We start from the raw sequence: 6411 nt of genomic DNA on the forward strand, positions 1-6411 counted from the left end.
CGGCCGACCGACGCGGATGCGTTCCACGCCCGGGACGAGCCGCGGGGCACCGCCCCACTGGCCCCGGGTGACCAGCAGGGCCGACGGGCGGCGCCCCTCACCGACGAGAGGGATCTCGCAGGTCGGGGCACTCCGGGAGCACCCGAGTCCTCATCGGGCCGGTGCCGCCGGGGCGTGCGTCTTTCCCCGGCATCCGCGGCACGCTCCTGCGGGCCCCGACGGCATGCTGAGGGGCCCGGCAGGTGGTCGAACCGGCGCTCGCCATCGCCCCGTCCCAGGCGTGAGTCTTACCGACGCCGCGGGCCGAGGACGCAGAACTCGTTCCCTTCGGGGTCCGCCAGTACGACCCACGACTGGTCGCCCTGGCCGATGTCGACATGCCGTGCGCCATGAGCCACCAGACGAGCCACCTCGGCGTCCTGGTCGTCAGGCCTGAAGTCGAGATGCAGCCGGCTCTTGGCCTTCTTGCCCTCATCGAGCCGGACGAAATCCAACCCCGGCAGGCGATCCGGCTCCGGGCGGATCTCGAACTCCTCGTCGGAGGAGTGGACCACAACCCAACCAAGAGCCTCGGCCCACCACCGCCCCAAGGCCACCGGATCCGCCGAGTGAACGATTACCTGTTCCCATTCCAAGGTCATCCGCCGACCTTAGACCTGCCAGGGCGGCGAATGACAGGCGTTCAGGCCTTCCTCGTCGGCGGGCCGACCCGAGCGGGATCCCCCTGTCTCCGCAGGGCCGCCCCGGACGTCCTCGCCACCGCGGAATCGCAGCGGTGGGACCCGGCCGAGGTCGTCCGCGTCCTGCTCGAAGAAGGGATCAAGGGCCGCGAGGCCGTCACCCGGCGCGACCACCGCAAGCGGGCGAACCCGCCCACCGGCACGACCTTCGACTCTTTGACCGGGCCGAACGCGCGGTCGCTGTCGAGGTGTCCAGGGGTGCCGGGTGAGCCCGGCCGTGGCGCGCTCAGTTGACGGCAGGGAGCCGGCGGGCGAAGCGGCGGACGGCATCGGTGAAGGCGTCCGGGTCGTCGAAGTTCGCGAGGTGTCGTGCCCGCGGGATCAATTCGACGCGAGCGTGCGGGTGCGCGCGGGCGAAGTCCGTCTCCCCGGCCCGGAAGACGGTGTCCTTCTCGCCGTTCAGGATGAGGACCGGAGCCTTCACACAACGCATCGCATCCGCGTCGAAGCGTCCGAGTACCTCCTCCCAGGCTGCCGGCAGGGTGTGGAAGGCGTAGCCGGACCGGATGGTCGCCTCCACCACTTCCCGGGGGTAGAGCCGCAGCAGCAGCCGGTCGTTCCACCGGGCCAGGCGATCCGCAGGCATACGAGGGACCAGCCCGGCGACCCACCGATAGGGCACTGACCAGAGGCCGCGGGTGGAGGCACTGGCTCCCGCGAGGATCAGACCGCGTAGTCGTTCCGGACAGCGCCGCGCGAACTCCAGCGAGGCATATCCGCCGAGTGAGTGCCCGACGACCAGAGCCGGCCCGCGGTCGAGCGAGTCCACCGCGGAAGCGATGATTTCCGTCGCGGTGCTCAGGCTCCAGGGCTGAGCCGAGCGCTCCCCGTGGCCGGGCAGGTCGACGGCGACCACCGGGAATTCGTCCCGGAGCGCGGCAAGCTGCATGCTCCACTGTCCCGCGCTGAAGCGCGTCCCGTGAACGAAGACCATGGGCACTGCGTCCGCTGCCGTCATCAGCCCCCCCCAGGCGACACCGTCCTCAAGCCGACTCTACCGCCGGGGCCCACCTCGCGATCGAGGGAGATGCCAGAAGGTGCTCGAACGGCTGACCGTACGCCGCTCGGTCACGTGTCTGCGGGGACGAGAACGAGGGCGTCCGAGACCGTCGTGCGACGAACAGGGCCGACGGCGCGAGCCCCTGCTGGACCTGTCGCTGTCCTCGTAGGGGCGCTGACTCCTTGGAATCGATCGTCTAGGACGACTCGCGCACCACCAGTTCCGTCGGCAGCGTGATCTGTTGCCGGGGTGCGCCGTGCTGGGTGATGTCGGTGAGGATCCGGGCCATGGTCCGGCCCAGTTCCTCCACCGGCTGGCGCACCGTGGTCAGGGGCGGGTCGGTGTGGCGGGCGAGGACGGAGTCCTCGAATCCGACCACGGCGACATCGCCGGGCACCTGCCGTTTCCAGCGGCGCAGTTCGGCCAGGGCGCCGACCGCCATGAGGTCGGAGGCGGCGAAGACGGCGTCCAGGTCCGGGGCGCGTTCAAGAAGCGAACGCATGGCGCGGCCACCGCTCTCCTCGGTGAAGTCGCCCGTCTCGACCAGGAGTTCGTTCGCCGGCACTCCCGCCTCGTGGTGGGCGGTGCGCCATCCGGCGAGCCGGCTGCGGCCGACGTCCATGTCCTGGGGGCCGGTGATCGTGGCGATCCGCGTCCGGCCGCTGTGCAGCAGGTGCCGGACGGCCGCGGCGGCCCCTCCGGCGTTGTCGGAGTTGACGTAGCTCAGTTGTTCGCCCGCGTCGCGGCGGCCGGCCAGCACGGTGGGCAGGCCCATCTCCTCCAGCATTCCGGGCAGCCGGTCCTCGGCGTGGACGGAGACCAGGAGGACGCCGTCCACACGGCGCGTCGCCACCGACTCGGTCAACTGGTCCCGCTCGGCCTGGTCGCGCACGAGCATGAGCTGCAGCTGGGTCCGGCTCTCGGCGAGGGCGCCGCTGACGCCCCGGATCAGCGCGGCGAAGAACGGCTCCGAGCCGAGTCGGCTCTCCGACTCCGGGATCACCAGGGCCACGGCGTTGGTGCGGTTGGTCACCAGGCCGCGGGCGACCGAGTTGGGGACGTAGTTGAGCTCCTTGATCGCCGCCAGGACCCTGGAGCGGGCGTCGGCGCTGACCAGGTCCGAGCCGTTGACGACGCGGGACACCGTGGTGCGGCCCACGCCGGCACGGGCGGCGACCGTCTTGATCGTGGGCCGGCGATTCCCAGCCATGCGCTCCCCTCCCTCGGCAGCCGCGGCGGCGTCGGCCGCGGGGATGACCAGCGGCAATTGTTGCAGATGCCGCCGCGGGCGGAGCGCCTTCGAAAGCTTCGGGAACGAGCGCCGGGCAGCGGGACCGGACGAGAAGTCGGTTCAAGTCATTGACAGATCCCGTCCGGGCCAGGAGTCTTCGATGCGTCGGTGGGAACGTGCCCACCCTTAATTGGGCACGTTCCCACCTGATGGTCGAAGCCGCTGCGGCCATCGCAGAACTCGTCACTTCGGTGTGTCAGCGCCGTCGCTAGGAGGAGATCCATGGGCACTCTCGGTTCGTTGCGCACGAAGGCGGTGGCGACAGCCGCGGCCGTCGGCGCGCTGGCACTCGTGGTGGGCTGCAGCAGCGGCGACGACTCGGTCACCGGCGGTGGCAAGAAGGACGGCAAGGTCGTCATCACCATGGGCCTGTACGGGGTGATGGGCCTCAAGGAGACGGGCCTTCTCGAGCAGTACGAGAAGGAGAACCCGAACGTCGACATCAAGGCCGAGGTCGCCGGCGACGAGCAGACGTACTACACCGCGCTGCAGACCCGGCTCGCGGCGGGCAAGGGCCTCAAGGACATCCAGGGCATCGAGATCGGCCGGGCCAAGGAGATCACCGAGACCCAGGCGGACAAGTTCGCGGACTTCTCCGACGTGCCCGGCACCGACCACTTCCTGCCCTGGAAGGAGTCCCAGATCAGCACCGAGGACGGCAAGGTGCTGGGCCTGGGCACCGACATCGGCCCGATGGCCGTCTGCTACCGCAAGGACTACTTCGAGAAGGCGGGCCTGCCCACCGACCGCGAGGAGGTCGCCGAGCTGTGGGAGGGCGACTGGAAGAAGTACGTCGAGGCCGGCCGCACCTTCAAGAAGGGCTTCAAGGGTGACGGCGTGGCCTATATGGACGCGGCCAGTGGCCTGTTCAACGCCATGGTCTACGGCTATCCCGAGCAGTACTACGACGAGCGGGGCGAGCTGATCTACGACAGGAACCCGGCCGTCAAGGAGGCCTGGAACCTCGCCGCCGACGCCGCCGAGGACGGCCTGACCGCCAAGCTCCGCCAGTTCCAGCCGGGTTGGGACCCGGGCCTGGCCAACGGCACGTTCGCCACGGCCGTCTGCCCGGCGTGGATGCTCAGCCACATCAGCGAGAAGGCCGGTGGGGCGAACAAGGGCAAGTGGGACGTCGCCAGGGCCCCCAAGGGCGCCAACTGGGGCGGTTCCTTCCTCGGCGTGGTGGAGAAGAGCCCGGTGAAGGAGGAGGCCAAGAAGCTCGTCGCGTGGCTGACCGCGCCCGAGCAGCAGGCCCACATCTTCAAGGAGATCGGCAACATCCCGTCCTCACGGGAGGCGTTGGAGAGCGACGGGGTGAAGAACGCCGAGTCGGAGTACTTCAGCAACGCGCCGATCGGCCGGATCTTCGGTGCCGCCGCCCAGGAGATCCCCGACAAGCAGGTGCTGGGCCGCAAGGACGGCACCATCAAGGACATCTTCTCCCAGGGCCTGACCCTGATCGAGCAGCAGGGCACCTCGCGTGACGAGGCGTGGAAGACCACCGGGGAACGCATCGAGAAGGCGGTCGGCTGACCCCTCCCCCCGAGGCCGTTAGGGCCCGCCGGCGCACCCCGCGGCGGGCCCGGGGCCCGGACCACACATCCGTATCCCAGGAAGGAAAGTCCGGTGGCCACCTCCACCACCAGGGCCCTAGCCGGCGAGGAGCCGCCGGGCCCGCCGCCGAAGACGGGCGGCGAGGGCACCGCCCGGCGGCGCGGCGCGCTGCTGCACCGGCTGGACGTCAAGGGCGCCCCGTACGCGTTCGTCGCGCCCTTCTTCGTCGTCTTCGCCGCCTTCAGTTTCTACCCGCTCGTCTACACGTCGTGGATCTCCCTGCACCGGGTGGAACTGGCCACCCTCGACGTCATGGAGTGGGTGGCGTTCGACAACTACGTCGCACTCTGGAACGACTCGCGGTTCTGGAACGCGCTGCTGAACACCTTCACCATCGGCGTCCTCTCCACGGTGCCGCAACTGCTGATGGCGCTCGGTCTGGCGCACCTGCTCAACTACCGGATGCGCGCCTCGCTGTTCTTCCGCGTCGCCTCGCTGGTCCCCTACGCCACCTCGGTCGCCGCGGCGGCCCTCGTGTTCACCATGATCTTCGAGCGCGACTTCGGCATGATCAACTGGGCGCTCGGCGCGGTCGGCATCGACCCGGTGGACTGGGAGGCCGACAAGTGGCCCGCCCAGATCGCGATCTCCACCATCGTCATCTGGCGCTGGACCGGCTACAACGCGCTGCTCTACCTGGCCGCCATGCAGGCCATCCCCGCCGACCGGTACGAGGCGGCCTCCCTCGACGGCGCCTCGCGGTGGAAGCAGTTCACCCACGTCACCGTCCCGGGGATCCGCTCCACCATCGTCTTCACGATCGTGCTCTCCACGATCGGCGCCACCCAGCTGTTCGGTGAGCCGCTGATCTTCGGCCAGGGACCCAACGGCGTCAGCGGCGGCGCGGACAACCAGTACCAGACGCTGGGCCTGCTGCTGTACGAGGAGGGCTGGAAGAACTACCAGATGGGCCGCTCGGCGACCGTCGCCTGGGCGATGTTCCTGCTGCTCGTCCTCGTCTTCGCGGTGCAGCGCCTGATCAGGCGCGCGCGCTCCCGCACGTCCTGACCTGGAGTCGCCATGACCACCCACAGCCTCCCGGCCCGGACGGACACCCCGGCCCGGACCCCCGCCGAGAAGACCGGCCGCGGCGGCCGCCGGCTGCTGCGCCAGCGCGCCGGCCGTCAGCACCACGCGGGCCCGCTCGCCTATCTCCTGCTCGCCGTCATGGCGCTGCTGTCGATCTTCCCGCTGTACTGGACGATGGTGGCGGCCTCCACCGACAACACCCGGGTCAGCCAGACACCGCCGCCCTTCCTGCCCGGTCCGAACCTGTTCAGCAACCTCGCCCGGGCCTGGGACGAGGCCGCGATGGGCAAGGCCATGATCAACAGTCTGATCGTGGCCGGAGTGATCGCGATGTCCACGGTGATGTTCGCGACCCTGGCCGGATTCGCCTTCGCCAAACTGCGGTTCAAGGGGCGCAACGCCCTGCTCATGCTGGTGATCGGCACCATGCTGGTGCCGCCGCAGCTCGGCGTCGTACCGCTGTTCATGCTGATGTCCGAGCTGGGCTGGTCGCAGCAGCTGCCCGCCGTCATCTTCCCCACGCTGGTGAGCGCGGTCGGCGTGTTCTTCATGCGGCAGTACCTGNNCCCGTCGCGCGGCCCGCCATGGCGGTCCTGTTCATGATCACGTTCGTGCACGCGTGGAACGACTTCTTCTGGCCGTTCGTGGTGCTCGACATGACCAACCCGACGGTCCCCGTCGCCCTCACCCAGCTCAGCGCGGGCTACGTCCGCGACCAGTCGCTGATCATGGCGGGC

6 protein-coding genes and 1 pseudogene are annotated in these 6411 nt (G+C 69.8%); 4 read left to right on the forward strand and 3 right to left on the reverse strand.

Annotated features, from left to right (window positions below):
* Window positions 1-287: 287 nt before the first annotated feature.
* On the reverse strand, window positions 288-641 hold the full coding sequence (locus tag B7L92_RS30355; protein ID WP_081240553.1) for a VOC family protein: 354 nt from the start codon (window positions 639-641) through the stop codon (window positions 288-290).
* A gap of 30 nt (window positions 642-671) precedes the next feature.
* On the opposite strand from B7L92_RS30355, the gene B7L92_RS42895 reads away from it, so the two are divergent.
* On the forward strand, window positions 672-974 hold the full coding sequence (locus B7L92_RS42895) for a hypothetical protein (protein WP_255311209.1): 303 nt from the start codon (window positions 672-674) through the stop codon (window positions 972-974).
* On the opposite strand, the gene B7L92_RS30365 is transcribed toward B7L92_RS42895, so the two are convergent.
* Together B7L92_RS30365 and B7L92_RS30370 are read right to left on the reverse strand one after the other, a co-directional pair.
* A complete protein-coding gene (locus B7L92_RS30365; RefSeq protein WP_081240554.1) occupies window positions 967-1698 on the reverse strand; it encodes an alpha/beta fold hydrolase in 732 nt (243 codons plus the stop codon). The genes B7L92_RS42895 and B7L92_RS30365 overlap by 8 nt on opposite strands.
* 238 nt (window positions 1699-1936) lie before the next feature.
* Window positions 1937-2950 carry a LacI family DNA-binding transcriptional regulator gene (locus tag B7L92_RS30370; RefSeq protein WP_081240555.1) on the reverse strand — a complete coding sequence of 338 codons (1014 nt, stop codon included), beginning with the start codon at window positions 2948-2950 and terminating at the stop codon, window positions 1937-1939.
* A gap of 303 nt (window positions 2951-3253) precedes the next feature.
* Between B7L92_RS30370 and B7L92_RS30375 the strand changes: the two genes are divergently transcribed.
* From B7L92_RS30375 to B7L92_RS30385, 3 genes and pseudogenes are all read left to right on the forward strand, one after another.
* Window positions 3254-4564: an ABC transporter substrate-binding protein gene (locus B7L92_RS30375; RefSeq protein ID WP_081240556.1), complete on the forward strand. Its 1311-nt coding sequence runs from the start codon at window positions 3254-3256 to the stop codon at window positions 4562-4564.
* Window positions 4565-4657: 93 nt separating this feature from the next.
* A complete protein-coding gene (locus B7L92_RS30380) occupies window positions 4658-5653 on the forward strand; it encodes a carbohydrate ABC transporter permease (protein ID WP_081240557.1) in 996 nt (331 codons plus the stop codon).
* Window positions 5654-5665: 12 nt separating this feature from the next.
* Window positions 5666-6411: pseudogene (locus B7L92_RS30385) on the forward strand (carbohydrate ABC transporter permease); the annotation flags it as partial.

The organism is Streptomyces viridosporus (genome assembly GCF_002078235.1).
GTDB lineage: Bacteria > Actinomycetota > Actinomycetes > Streptomycetales > Streptomycetaceae > Streptomyces > Streptomyces viridosporus.